Here is a 17,042-nt window from a genome sequence, read left to right as displayed (position 1 = left end):
TTAATTAACTTGCGGTATGAATAAGTCTTACAACTTACTATTATATTTTCAGAAACGAGGCTACTACGTTTGCCAACGTATTGCAGACCGTTTAGGTATTAGAGCCAAAATTGTAAGAACTTCATTTATGTATCTCACCTTTGTAACCGTTGGTTTTGGTTTTGCACTCTATGTTTTTTTGGCATTTTGGATGCGAATAAAAGATATTATTTATACTAAACGCTCTTCGGTTTTCGACTTATAATAACTAATGGATAATCCACTACTAAGACTATATAGATCTAAAATATACACAGCAATAATGATGCTTGTGTTTTTAATGACTGTTGGTGTTTTTGGATATAAATTTATTTCGGGTTACGATTGGTTAGATGCCATTTATATGACAGTTATAACAACTACTACCGTTGGGTTTGCAGAGGTTAACCCATTAGATACAGAATCAAAAATTTTTACAATATTTCTTATTTTAGCTAGTGTAGTAATTGTTGGTTACGCCATATCTATTATAACAGAATTTATTTTAAGTAGAAATAATTTTGAAGACATAAAACAACGTAAAATGCAGAAGAAGATAGAAGCCATGTCTAACCATATTATCATTTGTGGCTATGGACGTAACGGAAAACAAGCAGCCAAAAAATTAATAGCATACAACAAACCCTTCGTTATTATTGAAAGAGATAAAGAAATTATTGAAAAATTTCAAGAAGATAATATTCCTTTTGTATTAGGTAATGCTAATGAAGACGAAATTTTAATCGAAGCAGGTGTAGAAAAAGCAAATACATTAATAAGTGCTTTACCAAATGATGCAGATAATTTATTTGTTGTACTCTCTGCAAGACAAATAAATAAGGAGATGTGTATAATTAGTAGAGCATCTCAAGAAACGTCGTATGAAAAATTAAAACTAGCAGGTGCTAACAATGTTATATTACCAGATAGAATAGGAGGAGATCATATGGCTTCTTTAGTAGTTATACCAGATTTAATAGAATTTATAGATAATTTAGGTATAGTGGGAGAACGAAATATTAATATTGAAGAAGTTAAAGTTGAACAACTTTATAACTTAAAAGAATTAAAAACAATAAGTGAACTTGACCTTCGAAAAAAAACGGGCTGTACAGTTATAGGATTTAAGGACGATAAAGGTGAATATGTAGTTAATCCCGAGGCTGATACTCAATTGATACCGGGTTCTAAAATTATAGTTTTAGGACGACCAGAACAAATACAAAAACTAAATTTAGAATACAATATTGGTTAAAGAAAGCAATGTTTTTAACATCTATGGCTTTAAAAATTAAATAATTTTTAGCATCTTGTCAGCTTTAATAATAAAACTAACTAACATCCCTTACTCATGAAGAAATATCTTCTATCATTTTTTACCCTTATTTTACCGTTATTAAACTTTGCTCAAGAGACACAAGAAATTGGCATCGACCAAAAAATAGACAACGCTTTTGGAAGCGTTACAGGTTGGTTTGTTAATGCCATATTTTATCAAATTGATTTTGGAGGAGGTGTAAAAGTATTTTGGGTACTTTTTCCATTAATTTTAGGGGCATTGTATTTTACAATTTATTTTAAGTTTATCAATTTTAGTGGATTTTTTACTTCAGTTAATATAGTAAGAGGGAAATATGATGGTCTCGATCATCACGAATCTTTAGTAGGAGCAGGTGATGCTACACCAGGAGGAGATAATATAGAAACTATTGCAATAGAAGACCATGAAGGTGAGGTGTCTCACTTTCAAGCATTAACCGCAGCTTTATCAGCAACCGTTGGTTTAGGAAACATTGCAGGTGTAGCTATTGCTGTTTCTGTAGGTGGAGCAGGAGCAACATTTTGGATGATTATAGCAGGTTTTCTTGGTATGGCTTCTAAGTTTGTAGAGTGTACACTTGGGGTAAAGTATAGAGATATTGATGAGGATGGAACCGTTTATGGAGGTCCAATGTACTACTTAAGAAAAGGCTTAAAGTCTAGAGGTTTAGATGGATTAGGAAAAGTTTTAGCAAGTATATTTGCTGTGTTTGTTATCGGAGGATCATTTGGTGGTGGTAACATGTTTCAAGTTAATCAAGCAGCTCAATTATTTGAGCATATGACTGGTGGAGAAGAATCTTTTATGAATGGGTACCGTTGGGTATTTGGTTTAATAATGTCAATATTAGTAGCCATTGTAATTATTGGTGGTATTAAGAAAATTGCCAAGGTTACAGATAAAATTGTACCTTTTATGGTTGTTATATATGTAGCAGCTTCCTTGTTTGTGATTTTTGCTAATTTTGGATTGGTAGGAGATGCTTTCGTTCAAATATTTGAAGGTGCATTTAGTCCAGAAGGTGTAGCAGGTGGTGCTATAGGTGTATTAGTGCAAGGGTTTAGAAGAGCAGCTTTTTCAAATGAAGCTGGTGTAGGTTCTGCATCCATTGCACACTCCGCAGTAAAAACAAAATATGCGGCATCCGAAGGTTTAGTAGCATTGTTAGAGCCTTTTATAGATACAGTTGTGGTTTGTACAATGACAGCTTTAGTTTTAGTAATTACAGGTAATGTAACTTCTGCTAACGCAGGTTTAAGTGATGCAGATGCCATTTTATTAACCTCTGGAGCATTTGAATCTGTAATATCTTGGTTCCCTTATGTACTTACTGTAGCAGTTGTGCTATTTGCTTTTAGTACAATGATTTCTTGGTCTTATTATGGTTACCAAGGTTGGGCATTTTTATTTGGAAGAACAAGAAAAACAGAATATGTTTATAAAGTGTTATTCTGTTTGTTCGTAATCGTTGGTGCTTCAATTAGTTTAGGATCTGTAATTGGATTTTCAGATGCAATGATTTTTGCTATGATGGTTCCTAACATGGTTGGTTTAGTTCTTTTAGCACCTAAAGTAAAAGGTGAGCTTAATAAATATATGAATGCAATAAAGGAGAAAAAAGCATAAATAAATTAATATATATAATATGAAATCCCATTTCCAGTTTACTAATCAACAACGGAATGGGATTTTTTTATTGCTCGCGCTTATAGTATTTATTCAGTGTCTGTATTGGTTTGGTCATAATATTTTCTCAGTTTCGGTAAAGGAGACTCCAGAAATAACAAACCAAATTAATTTATTTAGAAAAGAGGTAGATTCTTTACGCTTGGTTGAAATAGAAAATAGAAAACCTAAAATTTATCCATTTAATCCAAACTACATTACAGATTATAAAGGTTATACTTTAGGAATGACTAATGAACAAATCGATAGACTTCATAAGTTTAGGGCTTCAAACCAATGGGTTAATTCAGCTAAAGATTTTCAAAACATTACAAAAGTTTCAGATTCTGTTTTATCAATAATTTCACCTTATTTTAAATTTCCAGAATGGGTTACCAATCCTAAACCAAAGTCTCAAGGAATTAGCAATACATATTCAAACTCTAAAAAGCCAAAAACGTTTCAACAAAAGATAGATTTAAATTTAGCATCAGCTAAGCAATTACAAACAGTATATGGCATAGGAGAGAAGTTGTCACAACGTATAATTAAATATAGAAATAAATATAAAGGAGGGTTTATTTCAGATGTTCAACTTAATGAAATTTATGGTTTAACACCAGAAGTTATTGAACGCATTAAAATTGATTTTACGGTTAAAACACCTAGAGTTATAAAAAGCTATAATCTTAATTCAGCAACTAGAGACCAATTAGTTACAATACAGTATATAGATTACGAAATTGCGCATCATATTATAGAAGAGCGTACACTAAGAGATGGCTTTAAATCTTTAGATGATTTATTAAAAGTTGAGGATTTTCCAATCAAAAAAATAGATATAATTAAGTTATATTTGCACCTATAACAAACAACAATTTATGTCTAATTTATATTTTACTGAAGAGCACAATTTATTTAGAGAAAGCCTTAGGGAATTCTTAAAAAAAGAAGTTGTACCACATATTAACAAATGGGAAGAAACGGGTTATATAGAACGTTTTATTTGGAAAAAATTTGGTGAAATGGGTTACTTCGGTTTGGCTACTCCAGAAGCTTATGGAGGTTTAGATTTAGATTTATTTTATACCATTATCTTTCTTGAAGAATTACAACGTATTAATTCTGGTGGATTTGCCGCAGCAATGTGGGCGCATGCTTATTTAGCAATGACACATCTTAACAAAGAAGGTAATCACGAGCAAAAAGAAAAATATTTAATTCCAAGTGCTTTAGGTGATGCTATTGGTTGTCTTTGTATTACAGAACCTTTTGGTGGAAGTGATGTAGCAGGTATGCGAACAACAGCTGTAAGAAAAGGAGATACCTTTGTCATTAATGGTTCTAAAACATTTATAACAAACGGAGTATACAGCGATTATTTAGTGGTCGCTGCTAAAACAAATCCAGAACTTGGAAATAAAGGGATTAGTATTTTTGTTATGGACAGAGATACTGATGGTATCTCAGCTACTAAATTAGATAAATTAGGATGGAAAGCATCAGATACAGGTGAAATTGCATTTGATAATGTAGTCATTCCGGCAACTAATTTAATGGGAAAAGAAAATCAAGGTTTTCCTTATATAATGCAACATTTTGCTTTAGAAAGGTTAATAATGGGTGTTAATGCGCATGCTAGAGCAGAATATGCTTTAGAGTACGCCAAACAATACATGTCTGAAAGAACAGCTTTTGGAAGAACAATTGATAAGTTTCAAGCCTTAAGACATACATATGCAGATTGCGAAACACAAATGGAAATCTGTAAACAATTTAATTATTACGTAACTAAACGTTTAGATATGGGAGAATATGTGGTAAAAGAGGCTACCATGTCTAAACTACAATCTACAAAAATGGCAGATGATGTAATTTATCAATGCTTACAATTTTTAGGCGGATATGGCTTTATGGAAGAATATCCATTAGCACGTATGGCAAGAGATAGTCGTTTAGGGCCAATTGGTGGAGGCACATCAGAAATTCTAAAAGAAATTATTGCTAAAATGGTGATTGATAATAAGGATTATAAACCAGCTACTTAAGAATTATATAAATAAATAAGATTTATCTTATAATAATTAAAAACCTATCAATAAATTGATAGGTTTTTTGTGTTATAGCTATTTTATCTAAGATATTTTTAGAATTTATCAACACGAAAACGATTTCGTTATAAATGTAACTTTGCTTAAAACTCTTATTACTGTAGATTTAGGTATAATCAACAACTTATATTATGATAAATTTAAAACGTATTGTATTGGCATGTATAATGCTAATCCTATTTAATTGTAGTCAAGATGAAGTTCTTTCAGAAGAACATCTTAATCAACCAACGGAATTAGAAATCTCTAATGCAAAAGCCTTAAACCTAAAACAAATAGGTTCTGGTGTAATGATGCAGGCCTTTTATTGGGACGTTCCTGCTGGTGGCACATGGTGGAACACAATAAGTTCTAAAATTCCAGATTGGAGCAGTGCAGGTATTGATGCCATTTGGATTCCTCCAGCATCAAAGGCACAAAATGGACCTTTCTCTATGGGTTATGATCCATTCGATTATTATGATTTTGGAGAATATAACCAAATGGGTAGTATAGAAACACGTTTCGGTTCTAGAACAGAATTAATTAATATGGTAGATACCGCACATCAAAATCAATTAAGTGTTATCGCAGATATTGTAATAAATCATAACAGTGGAGGAGCTAGTGAATCTAATCCTTATGCAGGCGGCAATACTTGGACAGATTTTAATCCACTTTCAGGTATGTTTTATCGTTCTGCAACAGATTTTCACCCAAATAATATTCAAAATAATGATAGTGGAGCTTTTGGAGGCTTTCCAGATTTATGTCATAATCAAACTTACGTTCAAGATTGGTTATGGAGAAACTCTAATAGTGTAGCCAAATATTATAAAGATGTTATTGGTTTTGATGGCTGGCGTTTTGATTATGTAAAAGGTTTTGATCCTTGGGTTGTAAAAGCTTGGAAAGATGAAGTAGGTGGTTTTTCTGTAGGTGAACTTTGGGATAGTAACGTTTCATTATTAAATTCATGGACGAGTTCTGCAGAAGCAAGTGCTTTTGATTTTGCGTGCTATTATAAAATGAAAGATGCCTTTATGGGAAATAATTTGGCTGCGCTTAATGACGATATGTTATGGAAGCAAAATGCCTCTAGAGCTGTAACTTTTGTAACAAATCATGATACCGATGAAATAATAAATAATAAAATTTTAGCTTATGCATACATACTAACTCACGAAGGATATCCAACTATATTTTATAAAGATTATGAAGAATGGTTAAATAAGGAAAGAATGAACAACCTAATTTGGATACATAATAACTTAGCAGGTGGTTCAACAAATATTTTACACGCAGATACAGATGAATATATTGCCAGAAGAAATGGTTATAATAATTCAGGGCTTGTGGTCTATATCAATAATTCAGATTTTTGGCAAGAAAGATGGATAGAAACCAATTGGTCCAATACCGTAATAAAAGATTATACTGGTCACTCTACTTGGGAACCAACAACACAATATGGTAAATGGGTAAAAATACAAGCACCACCAAAAAGTTATTCTGTATGGTCTACTAAGTAAGATGTTTCTAAGAATATTTTAAAAATCCTGCTCTTACGCAGGATTTTTTAATTTAAAATGTAAAATTTAAAATAAGTAATAGTTATATTTAAAGTTCATCAAAAGAAACTAATGAGTTTAAGCGCTTTTTCCGATTATCTTTTACTAGAGAAAAAATATTCTAAGCACACGGTTGTAGCATATACTAGAGATATTGAAAGTTTCCAACTATTTTTAAATCAAAATCATGATACTCAAATCTTAACAGAGATTGGCTATTCCGAAATTAGACAGTGGATTGTAGAATTGGTAGATAAAGATATTTCAACCCGAACAATAAATAGAAAAGTCTCTTCATTAAATACGTATTATAATTTTTTATTAAAAACTAATGAATTAGACGTAAATCCCCTTAAAAAACATAAAGCTTTAAAAGTGGGTAAAAAAGTACAATTACCCTTTTCTCCTAATGAACTAAAAACTGTATTAGATAATTCAATAGAAGTTGTAGATTTTGAAACCGCAAGAAATCAATTTATTATAGAGTTATTTTATGCCACTGGTATAAGACGCATAGAGCTTGTAAATTTAAAGTTAGAAGATATTAATAGAAGTAATAGACAAATTAAGGTTTTAGGAAAACGTAATAAAGAAAGATATATTCCTTTAATAGAAGGAGTACTAAAGTCGTTAAACAAATATTTAGAATACAGGGATAGTTTACCTATAATAGAAGATAAAGACCTTCTGTTTTTAACTAAAAAAGGTCTTAAAATTTACGAAAAGCTTGTTTACAGAATAATAAATAAGTATTTTAGTGAAGCATCAACTAAAGCAAAATGTAGTCCTCATGTACTAAGACATTCATTTGCCACACATTTATTAAACCAAGGGGCAGATTTAAATACAGTTAAAGAATTGCTTGGCCATACAAGTTTAGCGGCAACTCAAGTTTATACACATAATAGTATAAACGAATTGAAAAAAGTACATGCAAAAGCACACCCTAGAAACAGAAGATGACTTAGAGCTTATTTTGGTTAGTATACACAGATGTTGTACTAAATAGAAGATTTAGTATATAAGTTTAACTTAAAATGAAATATATGAAAGTAAACACCCAATCCGTAAATTTTACAGCCGATAGTTCACTTATTGAATTCATACAGAGGCGAATGGACAAATTAGAATTGTTTTATGATAAAATAATTCAGTCAGATGTATATTTAAAAGTTGAAAACACAAGTGATAAAGAAAATAAAATTTTTGAGGTAAAATTAAGTGTTCCAGGAGATAGTTTTGTTGTGAAAAAGCAGTGTAAATCTTTTGAAGAGGGCGCAGATGCTGCGATTGCCTCTTTGGGTAGACAAATAAAAAAAAGAAAGGAAAAGTTAAGAGCACATAGTTAGATGAAAAATTTTTCAAAAAATGTTTTGAATAATTAAATATTGTTTTACCTTTGCAGTCCGTTAGAAATAGCGGGCTTTTTTTAAGTCAATTTTAGACGGTAAAAAAGGATTAAAAGCCGATGTAGCTCAGCTGGCTAGAGCAGCTGATTTGTAATCAGCAGGTCGTGGGTTCGAGTCCCTCCATCGGCTCTTTAAAAGTTTGTTTTTTTTGTTTGAAAAGAAATAAATTTTTATACATTTGAAATCTTGAAATTTGATTTTAGGGGAGATACTCAAGCGGCCAACGAGGGCAGACTGTAAATCTGCTGACTATGTCTTCGCAGGTTCGAATCCTGCTCTCCCCACAAAAATTTTCGGTTCTAGTTGTAAAATGTTTACTTTTGCAAAACTATTGCGAAAAAGACTATAGATGTGGATTAGATTTTAATCTGCATTTTGAAATATTGAAAACCTTTCAGAACGTAAAAGTTTTGATAAATGCGAGAGTAGCTCAGTTGGTAGAGCGTCAGCCTTCCAAGCTGAATGTCGCCGGTTCGAACCCGGTCTCTCGCTCTAATAAATTTACGAGTTAAGATTAGACTTTTATATCGTAATTCGAAATCGGCTATCGTAAATGAAAAGCCGGTGTAGCTCAGGGGTAGAGCGTTTCCTTGGTAAGGAAGAGGTCACGAGTTCAAATCTCGTCATTGGCTCTTTATATTTCTAAGCGTATTTTAGGATATTACAATTGAACACTAATATTAAAAAGAATAAAATAAATTAAACATGGCAAAGGCAACTTTCGATCGTTCAAAACCACACTTAAACATTGGTACTATTGGACACGTAGATCACGGTAAAACAACTTTAACTGCTGCTATTACTAAAGTATTAGCTGATGCAGGTTTATCTGAGGCAAGAGATTTCGATACTATCGATAACGCACCAGAAGAAAAAGAAAGAGGTATAACAATTAATACATCTCACGTAGAGTACCAAACGGCTAATCGTCACTACGCTCACGTTGACTGTCCAGGTCACGCGGATTACGTAAAGAACATGGTTACAGGTGCTGCTCAAATGGATGGTGCTATTTTAGTTGTTGCTGCAACAGATGGTCCAATGCCACAAACTCGTGAGCACATCTTACTTGGTCGCCAGGTAGGAATTCCTCGTATCGTTGTATTCATGAATAAAGTGGATATGGTTGATGATGAAGAGTTGTTAGAGTTAGTTGAAATGGAAGTTAGAGATTTATTATCATTCTATGAATATGATGGTGATAATGGTCCTGTAGTAGCAGGTTCTGCTTTAGGTGCACTTAATGGTGAGCAAAAGTGGGTTGATACCGTAATGGAATTAATGAATCAAGTAGATGCTTGGATTGAAGAGCCAGTTCGTGATATGGATAAGCCGTTCTTAATGCCAATCGAAGATGTATTCTCAATTACAGGTCGTGGTACTGTTGCAACTGGTCGTATTGAAACTGGTGTAGCTAATACAGGAGATCCTGTTGAGATTATCGGTATGGGTGCTGAAAAATTAACATCTACAATTACTGGTATTGAAATGTTTCGTCAAATCTTAGATAGAGGTGAAGCTGGTGATAATGCAGGTATCTTATTAAGAGGTATTGAGAAAACTCAAATCTCAAGAGGTATGGTAATTACTAAGCCTGGTTCTGTAACACCACACTCTAAATTTAAGGCTGAGGTTTATATCCTTAAAAAAGAAGAAGGTGGTCGTCACACGCCATTCCATAATAACTACCGTCCACAGTTTTACGTACGTACAACGGACGTAACAGGAAACATTGCGCTTCCTGATGGAGTTGAAATGGTAATGCCTGGTGATAACTTAACAATCACTGTTGAGTTGATTAACACAATTGCAATGAACGTAGGTTTACGTTTCGCTATCCGTGAAGGTGGTAGAACAGTTGGTGCTGGTCAAGTTACTGAAATTTTAGACTAAATAAAATACTTAGATAATTAATTAAGGTGTCCTGAGAATTCGGGATGCCTTGATTATTGTTTACGGGTTTAGCTCAGTTGGTAGAGCACTGGTCTCCAAAACCAGGTGTCGTGAGTTCGAGTCTCTCAACCCGTGCAATTTAAATATAGGTTGTTAAACCTTAAAAAAAAATCAAATGGCAGGATTAGTTACATATATAAAAGAATCGTTTGAAGAGTTAAAGAACAATGTGTCTTGGACGCCTTGGCCAGAAGCTCAAAAATTAACGGTGATTGTAGCTGTGTTTTCAATTATATTTTCATTGGCTATTTGGGGAGTGGATACTGTTTTTAGTAAAGCGGTAAAAGCTTATTTTGATTTGATACACTAAACAATTATACAAATAGAAGATGTCTGAAAAAAAGTGGTATGTTGTTAGGGCTGTAAGCGGTCAAGAAAATAAGATTAAGACTTATATAGAAAATGAAATTTCTAGATTAGGTCTTAGTGATTATGTCGATCAGGTTTTAGTGCCTACTGAAAAAGTGATTCAAATCCGTAATGGAAAAAAAATTCAAAAAGAGAAAGTTTATTTTCCTGGTTACATAATGATTCAGGCCAATTTAAGTGGTGAGATACCTCACATTATTAAATCAATAACTAATGTTATTGGGTTCTTGGGGGAAACAAAGGGTGGAGATCCAGTACCTTTGAGACAATCCGAAGTAAATAGAATGTTAGGTAAGGTAGATGAGTTATCCGTAGAAGCTAATGCAAATGTTGCAATTCCTTATTCAAAAGGTGAGACGGTTAAAGTTATTGATGGTCCTTTTAATGGTTTTGATGGTATCATTGAAAAAATTAATGAAGAAAAGCGTAAACTTGAGGTAATGGTGAAAATTTTTGGAAGAAAGACACCATTAGAATTGAGTTATATGCAAGTAGAAAAAGTTTAATAATTGTTACAATAAAGAGCGTTTTATCTAAGCTTCCAATTTTGATAAACGTAATAAACATTTAAAAATGGCAAAAGAAATAGACAAAGTAGTTAAACTACAAGTTCGGGGAGGTGCTGCGAATCCGTCGCCACCGGTAGGACCCGCTTTAGGTGCCGCTGGAGTTAATATCATGGAGTTCTGTAAGCAATTTAATGCTAGAACTCAAGATAAAGCAGGTAAGGTTTTACCTGTGGTAATTTCTGTTTACAAAGACAAATCTTTTGAATTTGTAATCAAAACACCACCAGCAGCAGTACAATTATTAGAAGCGGCCAAAGTAAAGAAAGGATCAGGAGAACCTAACCGACGTAAAGTAGCCAAGGTAACTTGGGATCAAGTAAAAGCTATAGCAGAAGATAAAATGGCAGATTTAAATGCCTTTGAAATTGGTTCTGCTATGAAGATGGTTGCTGGTACAGCACGATCGATGGGTATCACTGTTAAAGGAGGTGAAGCTCCAAACTAAATTTTTTAGAAATGGCAAGATTAACAAAAAAGAAAAAAGAGGCACAATCAAAGGTAGATAAAAATAAAATCTATTCTTTAGAAGAGGCTTCGGCATTACTAAAAGAAATTACTTACACAAAGTTTGATGCTTCAGTAGATTTAGCAATTAGATTAGGTGTTGATCCACGTAAAGCAAATCAAATGGTACGTGGTGTAGTTTCATTACCTCATGGTACTGGTAAGGATATGAAGGTTTTAGCCCTTGTAACACCAGATAAAGAAGCAGAAGCAAAGGAAGCTGGTGCTGACTATGTAGGTTTAGACGAGTACTTACAAAAGATTAAAGATGGTTGGACAGATGTAGACGTTATTGTTACTATGCCTAGCATCATGGGTAAGTTAGGACCATTAGGTAGAGTATTAGGGCCAAGAGGTTTAATGCCTAACCCTAAGACGGGTACAGTAACAATGGATGTGGCTAAAGCGGTTGCTGAAGTTAAGGCTGGTAAAATTGATTTTAAAGTTGATAAAACAGGTATAGTACATGCTCCAATTGGAAAGGCATCTTTTAGTACCGACAAAATTGTTGGAAATGCTCAAGAATTGTTGTCAACTATAATTAAATTGAAACCAACTACTGCAAAAGGAACTTATGTAAAAAGTATTTACATGTCTAGTACAATGAGTCCAAGTATTGCAATAGACACAAAAATAGGATAGTAGTTAAACTTAGAATATTATGACAAGAGAAGAAAAATCCCAAGTAATTGAAGAGTTAACTGCTCAGTTAGCAGATAATACAAATATCTATTTAACAGATATTTCAGGATTAGATGCAGCAACTACTTCAAATTTAAGAAGAGCATGTTTCAAGTCTAACATTAAGTTAGCGGTTGTTAAGAATACGCTTTTAGAGAAAGCAATGGAGGCATCAGATAAAGATTTTGGTGACTTACCTGCTACTTTAAAAGGTAATACATCAGTAATGTATTCTGAAACAGGAAATGGACCTGCTAAAGTAATTAAAGAGTTCAGAAAAAAATCTGAAAAGCCTTTGTTGAAAGGAGCTTTTATCGAGGAGTCTATATACATTGGTGACGATTTATTGGATGCATTAGTTGATATTAAGTCTAGAGAAGAACTTATTGGTGAGATTGTAGGTTTATTACAGTCACCAGCTAAGAATGTTATCTCTGCTCTTAAATCAAGTGGTGGTACTATCGCAGGAATCGTAAAAACATTATCTGAAAGAGAAGGATAATACAAGGAATACACAATAGAAAATTAAATTATAACACACATTATTAAACATTAGAAAAATGGCAGATTTAAAAGATTTCGCAGAACAATTAGTTAACTTAACAGTAAAAGAAGTTAACGAATTAGCAACTATATTAAAAGATGAGTACGGTATTGAGCCTGCTGCTGCTGCTGTTGCAGTTGCTGGTGGTGCTGCTGCAGGTGGCGATGCTGCTGAAGAGCAAACTGAATTTGATGTTATCTTAAAAGCTGCAGGTGGTTCTAAACTAGCTGTAGTAAAATTAGTTAAAGAATTAACTGGTTTAGGTTTAAAAGAAGCAAAAGGTTTAGTTGACGATGCACCAAGTGCAATCAAAGAAGGTGTTGCAAAAGACGAAGCTGAGGCATTAAAATCTCAGTTAGAAGAGGCTGGCGCTGAAGTTGAGCTTAAGTAAGCTTAACTTATCTTTAATACAAGGTTTAGGTCTAGAGTATTACTCTAAGACCTAAACCATTTTGTGTATATAAACGTTATATACATTTTTTAGTTTTTATTTAAATAAAATCTCGTTCATCAATGTTAGCAAAAAAGGCTGAAAGAATTAATTTCTCTTCTATTGTAAATAGGACAGATTACCCAGACTTTTTGGATATTCAAATTAAATCCTTCCAGGATTTTTTCCAATTAGAAACAAAGTCAGAAGAAAGAGGTACTGAAGGTTTATACAACACCTTCATGGAGAACTTCCCAATAACAGACACGCGTAATCAATTCGTACTAGAATTTTTAGATTACTTTATTGATCCACCAAGATATTCTATAGAAGAATGTATTGAAAGAGGATTAACTTACAGTGTGCCTTTAAAAGCAAGATTGAAGTTGTATTGTACCGATCCAGAGCATGAAGATTTTGAAACAATCGTTCAGGATGTTTATTTAGGTACTATTCCATACATGACGCCGAGTGGAACATTTTGTATCAATGGAGCAGAACGTGTAGTAGTTTCTCAATTACACAGATCACCAGGTGTTTTCTTCAGTCAATCTTTCCATGCAAATGGAACAAAATTATATTCAGCAAGAGTAATTCCTTTTAAAGGTTCTTGGATAGAATTTGCAACAGATATCAATCAAGTGATGTATGCTTATATTGATAGAAAGAAAAAATTACCTGTTACAACATTATTCAGAGCTATTGGTTTTGAACGTGATAAAGATATTTTAGAGATTTTTGACCTTGCAGAAGAAGTAAAGGTTTCAAAATCTGGATTAAAGAAAGTAATTGGTCGTAAACTTGCGGCTCGTGTACTTAATACTTGGCACGAAGATTTCGTTGATGAAGATACTGGAGAAGTTGTATCTATTGAACGTAACGAAATAGTTTTAGATCGTGATACAATTATAGACAAAGATAATATTGAAGAAATTCTTGAAGCAGATGTAAAAACTATTCTTTTACATAAAGAAAGTTCGCAACAAGGAGATTACGCAATTATTCATAATACATTACAAAAGGATCCAACAAATTCTGAAAAAGAAGCTGTTGAACACATTTACCGTCAATTACGTAATGCTGAGCCACCAGATGAGGAAACAGCACGTGGAATTATTGACAAGCTATTCTTCTCAGACCAACGTTACTCTTTAGGTGAAGTAGGTCGTTATAGAATGAATAAGAAGTTACAGTTAGATATTGGTATGGACAAACAAGTTTTGACCAAATTAGATATCATTACTATTATAAAATATTTAATTGAACTTATCAACTCTAAAGCAGAGATAGATGATATTGATCACCTATCTAACCGTCGTGTACGTACAGTAGGAGAACAATTATCTTCTCAATTTGGTGTTGGTTTAGCTCGTATGGCTCGTACTATTAGAGAGCGAATGAATGTTCGTGATAACGAAGTATTTACTCCTATTGATTTAATTAATGCTAAGACCTTATCGTCAGTTATTAATTCTTTCTTTGGTACTAACCAGTTATCTCAATTTATGGATCAGACAAACCCTCTTGCAGAGATTACGCACAAGCGTCGTCTTTCAGCATTAGGACCAGGTGGTTTATCTAGAGAAAGAGCTGGTTTCGAGGTACGTGATGTTCACTATACACACTACGGTCGTTTATGCCCAATTGAAACACCAGAAGGGCCAAACATTGGTTTAATTTCATCTTTATCTGTATTTGCTAAAGTGAACCCAATGGGATTCATTGAAACGCCTTATAGAAAAGTTGAAGAAGGTATTGTTGACATTAAGAATAATCCAACATATCTAAGTGCCGAAGAGGAAGAAGATATGTTAATTGCTCAAGCAACGATTAAAGTTGATGATGATGGTAAAATATTAGAGGATAAAATTATTTCTCGTCAAGAAGGTGATTTCCCTGTAATTGATCCATCTCAAGTAGATTATACAGACGTTGCACCAAATCAGATAACATCTATATCTGCATCTTTAATTCCGTTCTTAGAACATGATGATGCCAACCGTGCATTGATGGGATCTAACATGATGCGTCAAGCGGTACCATTATTAAGACCAGAAGCACCAATTGTAGGTACTGGTTTAGAGCGTCAAGTTGCATCAGACTCTAGAGTATTAATAAATGCTGAAGGTGAAGGTACTGTTGAATACGTTGATGCAGAAAAAATAACTATTAGATATGAGCGTACTGAGGAAGAAGCAATGGTAAGCTTTGATAGTGATACAAAAACTTATCCATTAGTTAAATTTAGAAAAACAAACCAAGGTACGTCTATCAACTTAAAACCTATTGTTGAAAAAGGTGATAAAGTTACAAAAGGACAAGTTCTTTGTCAAGGTTATGCAACTGAAAACGGTGAATTAGCGCTTGGTAGAAATATGAAAGTAGCCTTTATGCCTTGGAAAGGGTATAACTTTGAGGATGCAATTGTAATTTCTGAAAAAGTAGTTAGAGAAGATGTATTTACTTCTATCCATATTGATGAATACTCTTTAGAGGTTAGAGATACTAAATTAGGTAATGAAGAATTAACTAATGATATTCCTAATGTCTCTGAAGAAGCTACTAAAGATTTGGATGAAAATGGTATGATTCGTATTGGTGCGGAGATTAAACCAGGAGATATCTTAATTGGTAAAATTACACCTAAAGGAGAATCTGATCCAACGCCAGAAGAAAAACTTCTTAGAGCTATCTTTGGTGATAAAGCAGGTGATGTAAAAGATGCTTCTTTAAAAGCGTCTCCATCTCTAAATGGTGTAGTAATTAATAAAAAATTATTTGCTAGAGCCGTTAAAGATAAACGTAAGAGAGCTCAAGACAAAGAAGACATAGAAGCATTAGAAAATGCTTATGACAATAGATTTGATGAATTAAAAAATATTCTTGTAGAAAAACTATTTAACATAGTAAATGGTAAAACTGCTCAAGGAATATATAATGATTTAGGAGAAGAAATTATTCCAAAAGGTAAGAAATATACCTTAAAAATGTTAAATGCAGTAGATGATTATACGCATCTGACTTCTGGAAAATGGACTACTGATGACCACACCAATGAATTAGTTGCAGATTTAATCCATAATTATAAGATTAAGGAAAATGATCTTCAAGGTTCATTAAGACGTGAGAAGTTTACAGTGTCTGTAGGAGATGAATTACCTGCAGGTATCATTAAACTAGCTAAAGTTTATATTGCTAAAAAACGTAAACTAAAAGTAGGTGATAAAATGGCAGGACGTCACGGTAACAAAGGTATTGTTGCACGTATTGTCCGTCAAGAAGATATGCCTTTCTTAGAAGATGGAACTCCAGTTGATATTGTATTAAACCCACTTGGTGTACCTTCTCGTATGAATATTGGTCAGATTTATGAAACCGTATTAGGTTGGGCTGGTCAAGATTTAGGTAAGAAATATGCAACACCAATTTTTGATGGTGCTACATTAGATCAAATTAACGAATATACAGATGAAGCTGGTATTCCAAGATTTGGTCATACATATTTATACGATGGTGGCACAGGAGATCGTTTTGATCAACCAGCAACAGTTGGTGTAATCTATATGATTAAACTTGGTCACATGATTGATGATAAAATGCACGCTCGTTCTATAGGACCATACTCATTAATTACACAACAACCATTAGGTGGTAAAGCACAATTTGGTGGACAACGTTTTGGTGAAATGGAAGTTTGGGCACTTGAGGCCTATGGAGCTTCAAGTACTTTACGAGAGATATTAACTGTAAAATCAGATGATGTAATTGGTAGAGCAAAAACTTACGAAGCAATCGTTAAGGGTGAGCCAATGCCAGAACCAGGACTACCAGAATCATTCAACGTACTTATGCACGAATTGAAAGGTTTAGGATTAGATATTAGATTAGAGGAATAAAAAATAGTAGGCGGTCGTCAGT

At 33.3% G+C, this 17,042-nt stretch carries 16 protein-coding genes and 5 tRNA genes; all 21 read left to right on the top strand.

Going from position 1 to position 17,042, the window contains the following annotated elements; all coding sequences use genetic code 11:
• Positions 1–16 precede the first annotated feature (16 nt).
• A complete protein-coding gene (locus tag GN138_RS14355) occupies positions 17–244 on the top strand; it encodes a PspC domain-containing protein (RefSeq protein WP_157364691.1) in 228 nt (75 codons plus the stop codon).
• Positions 245–250: 6 nt separating this feature from the next.
• A complete protein-coding gene (locus GN138_RS14350) occupies positions 251–1,273 on the top strand; it encodes a potassium channel family protein (RefSeq protein ID WP_157364690.1) in 1,023 nt (340 codons plus the stop codon).
• Positions 1,274–1,369: 96 nt separating this feature from the next.
• The gene (locus GN138_RS14345; protein ID WP_157364689.1) at positions 1,370–2,965 is read left to right on the top strand and encodes an alanine/glycine:cation symporter family protein; all 1,596 of its coding nucleotides are present in this window, start codon (positions 1,370–1,372) and stop codon (positions 2,963–2,965) included.
• A 19-nt stretch (positions 2,966–2,984) separates the two neighbouring features.
• A complete protein-coding gene (locus GN138_RS14340; protein WP_157364688.1) occupies positions 2,985–3,872 on the top strand; it encodes a ComEA family DNA-binding protein in 888 nt (295 codons plus the stop codon).
• 13 nt (positions 3,873–3,885) lie between these two features.
• Entirely contained in the window at positions 3,886–5,052 is a 1,167-nt protein-coding gene (locus GN138_RS14335; RefSeq protein WP_157364687.1) for an acyl-CoA dehydrogenase family protein, read from the top strand.
• Positions 5,053–5,246: 194 nt separating this feature from the next.
• Positions 5,247–6,626 carry an alpha-amylase gene (locus GN138_RS14330; protein ID WP_157364686.1) on the top strand — a complete coding sequence of 460 codons (1,380 nt, stop codon included), beginning with the start codon at positions 5,247–5,249 and terminating at the stop codon, positions 6,624–6,626.
• A 111-nt stretch (positions 6,627–6,737) separates the two neighbouring features.
• Complete coding sequence (locus GN138_RS14325) at positions 6,738–7,628, top strand: tyrosine-type recombinase/integrase (protein ID WP_157364685.1); 891 nt, start codon at positions 6,738–6,740, stop codon at positions 7,626–7,628.
• Positions 7,629–7,711: 83 nt separating this feature from the next.
• Complete coding sequence (hpf, locus tag GN138_RS14320) at positions 7,712–8,014, top strand: ribosome hibernation-promoting factor, HPF/YfiA family (protein ID WP_157364684.1); 303 nt, start codon at positions 7,712–7,714, stop codon at positions 8,012–8,014.
• A 115-nt stretch (positions 8,015–8,129) separates the two neighbouring features.
• Positions 8,130–8,203 (top strand) — tRNA-Thr (locus tag GN138_RS14315).
• A gap of 73 nt (positions 8,204–8,276) precedes the next feature.
• Positions 8,277–8,358: transfer RNA gene (locus GN138_RS14310), tRNA-Tyr, on the top strand.
• Positions 8,359–8,493: 135 nt separating this feature from the next.
• Positions 8,494–8,566 (top strand) — tRNA-Gly (locus tag GN138_RS14305).
• A gap of 68 nt (positions 8,567–8,634) precedes the next feature.
• Positions 8,635–8,706 (top strand) — tRNA-Thr (locus tag GN138_RS14300).
• Positions 8,707–8,779: 73 nt separating this feature from the next.
• A complete protein-coding gene (gene tuf / locus GN138_RS14295) occupies positions 8,780–9,967 on the top strand; it encodes an elongation factor Tu (protein ID WP_157364683.1) in 1,188 nt (395 codons plus the stop codon).
• Positions 9,968–10,029: 62 nt separating this feature from the next.
• A tRNA-Trp gene (locus GN138_RS14290) sits at positions 10,030–10,102 on the top strand.
• A gap of 40 nt (positions 10,103–10,142) precedes the next feature.
• A complete protein-coding gene (secE, locus tag GN138_RS14285; RefSeq protein ID WP_157364682.1) occupies positions 10,143–10,337 on the top strand; it encodes a preprotein translocase subunit SecE in 195 nt (64 codons plus the stop codon).
• A gap of 19 nt (positions 10,338–10,356) precedes the next feature.
• Complete coding sequence (nusG, locus tag GN138_RS14280) at positions 10,357–10,902, top strand: transcription termination/antitermination protein NusG (protein ID WP_157364681.1); 546 nt, start codon at positions 10,357–10,359, stop codon at positions 10,900–10,902.
• A gap of 67 nt (positions 10,903–10,969) precedes the next feature.
• Positions 10,970–11,410 carry a 50S ribosomal protein L11 gene (gene rplK, locus GN138_RS14275; RefSeq protein ID WP_157364680.1) on the top strand — a complete coding sequence of 147 codons (441 nt, stop codon included), beginning with the start codon at positions 10,970–10,972 and terminating at the stop codon, positions 11,408–11,410.
• An 11-nt stretch (positions 11,411–11,421) separates the two neighbouring features.
• Positions 11,422–12,111, top strand: a complete 690-nt coding sequence (gene rplA / locus GN138_RS14270; protein WP_157364679.1) for a 50S ribosomal protein L1 — start codon at positions 11,422–11,424, stop codon at positions 12,109–12,111.
• A gap of 19 nt (positions 12,112–12,130) precedes the next feature.
• Positions 12,131–12,652 (top strand): 50S ribosomal protein L10, encoded by a 522-nt coding sequence (gene rplJ / locus GN138_RS14265; protein ID WP_157364678.1) that lies wholly within the window; start codon positions 12,131–12,133, stop codon positions 12,650–12,652.
• A gap of 58 nt (positions 12,653–12,710) precedes the next feature.
• Positions 12,711–13,085, top strand: coding sequence for a 50S ribosomal protein L7/L12 (gene rplL, locus GN138_RS14260; RefSeq protein ID WP_157364677.1), 375 nt, complete (start codon positions 12,711–12,713; stop codon positions 13,083–13,085).
• Between the two features lie 122 nt (positions 13,086–13,207).
• A complete protein-coding gene (gene rpoB / locus GN138_RS14255) occupies positions 13,208–17,020 on the top strand; it encodes a DNA-directed RNA polymerase subunit beta (protein ID WP_157364676.1) in 3,813 nt (1,270 codons plus the stop codon).
• Positions 17,021–17,042 lie beyond the last annotated feature (22 nt).

The sequence above is a fragment of the Winogradskyella endarachnes genome (assembly GCF_009741275.1).
GTDB lineage: Bacteria > Bacteroidota > Bacteroidia > Flavobacteriales > Flavobacteriaceae > Winogradskyella > Winogradskyella endarachnes.
Note: the sequence above shows the minus strand (reverse complement) of the source record. Positions and strands in the feature narration are given on the sequence as shown.

Coding starts and splice junctions, on each gene's coding strand:
- GN138_RS14355 (WP_157364691.1), top strand. CDS start 17: ATGAATAAGTCTTACAACTTACTATTATATTTTCAGAAACGAGGCTAC.
- GN138_RS14350 (WP_157364690.1), top strand. CDS start 251: ATGGATAATCCACTACTAAGACTATATAGATCTAAAATATACACAGCA.
- GN138_RS14345 (WP_157364689.1), top strand. CDS start 1,370: ATGAAGAAATATCTTCTATCATTTTTTACCCTTATTTTACCGTTATTA.
- GN138_RS14340 (WP_157364688.1), top strand. CDS start 2,985: ATGAAATCCCATTTCCAGTTTACTAATCAACAACGGAATGGGATTTTT.
- GN138_RS14335 (WP_157364687.1), top strand. CDS start 3,886: ATGTCTAATTTATATTTTACTGAAGAGCACAATTTATTTAGAGAAAGC.
- GN138_RS14330 (WP_157364686.1), top strand. CDS start 5,247: ATGATAAATTTAAAACGTATTGTATTGGCATGTATAATGCTAATCCTA.
- GN138_RS14325 (WP_157364685.1), top strand. CDS start 6,738: ATGAGTTTAAGCGCTTTTTCCGATTATCTTTTACTAGAGAAAAAATAT.
- hpf (WP_157364684.1), top strand. CDS start 7,712: ATGAAAGTAAACACCCAATCCGTAAATTTTACAGCCGATAGTTCACTT.
- tuf (WP_157364683.1), top strand. CDS start 8,780: ATGGCAAAGGCAACTTTCGATCGTTCAAAACCACACTTAAACATTGGT.
- secE (WP_157364682.1), top strand. CDS start 10,143: ATGGCAGGATTAGTTACATATATAAAAGAATCGTTTGAAGAGTTAAAG.
- nusG (WP_157364681.1), top strand. CDS start 10,357: ATGTCTGAAAAAAAGTGGTATGTTGTTAGGGCTGTAAGCGGTCAAGAA.
- rplK (WP_157364680.1), top strand. CDS start 10,970: ATGGCAAAAGAAATAGACAAAGTAGTTAAACTACAAGTTCGGGGAGGT.
- rplA (WP_157364679.1), top strand. CDS start 11,422: ATGGCAAGATTAACAAAAAAGAAAAAAGAGGCACAATCAAAGGTAGAT.
- rplJ (WP_157364678.1), top strand. CDS start 12,131: ATGACAAGAGAAGAAAAATCCCAAGTAATTGAAGAGTTAACTGCTCAG.
- rplL (WP_157364677.1), top strand. CDS start 12,711: ATGGCAGATTTAAAAGATTTCGCAGAACAATTAGTTAACTTAACAGTA.
- rpoB (WP_157364676.1), top strand. CDS start 13,208: ATGTTAGCAAAAAAGGCTGAAAGAATTAATTTCTCTTCTATTGTAAAT.